The sequence below is a fragment of the Megasphaera sp. AF13-6AC genome, from assembly GCF_027685385.1.
Lineage (GTDB): Bacteria > Bacillota > Negativicutes > Veillonellales > Megasphaeraceae > Megasphaera > Megasphaera micronuciformis.
Window position 1 is genome coordinate 1 of record NZ_JAQCUN010000317.1, and the last position, 627, is coordinate 627.

Here is a 627-nt window from a genome sequence, read left to right on the forward strand (position 1 = left end):
CGAGAACCTTCCGAGTTGGTAATAACCGTAGGTTCGCCGCCTTCCATAACAGCGACTACGGAGTTTGTCGTACCTAAATCAATACCTATAACTTTTGCCATTCTGAATTCCTCCTCAATATATACACGATTATTTAACCGTTAAATGCTACTTTTACCATGGCCGGTCGAAGCGTTTTATCTCCTAAAAGATATCCGTCTTGCAACACTTCTACGATTGTATCGTTAGCTACCCCTTCGGCAGGCACTCTCATGACCGCCTGGTGGTAGTTCGGATCAAAAGGTTTATCAAGAGCTTCAATCTTACGGACGCCCGCCTTTTCCAAAACTCCGGCCAATTGTTTGTAAATCATTTCATATCCTTCAATAAAAGGTCTTACTTCTTCACTTTGCTTTTCTTGCGGTACGTTTAAAGCCCGTTCAAAGTTATCCATTACAGGAAGTAACGTACTGATGAGTTCTCCCTTGATAACGCCGGCTACTTGCAAACGTTCGGCTGAAGAGCGCTTTTTATAATTTGCAAAATCGGCCTGCAGACGCATGAACTTCTCTTGAAATTCTTGAGCCTTGGCTTCAGCCCCGTCCGTCTGACCCGCGTCTTGAGATTCTGTCTGTGCCGTATCATCTA

2 protein-coding genes are annotated in these 627 nt (G+C 44.3%); both read right to left on the bottom strand.

Annotated features, from left to right (window positions below; all coding sequences use genetic code 11):
- Nucleotides 1-101: Hsp70 family protein (locus PGX78_RS09115; protein ID WP_270446649.1), on the bottom strand; the 101-nt coding region annotated here is incomplete at its 3' end.
- Nucleotides 102-133: 32 nt separating this feature from the next.
- Nucleotides 134-627 (bottom strand): nucleotide exchange factor GrpE (grpE, locus tag PGX78_RS09120; RefSeq protein WP_270446647.1); only part of this gene is annotated, 494 nt, incomplete at its 5' end.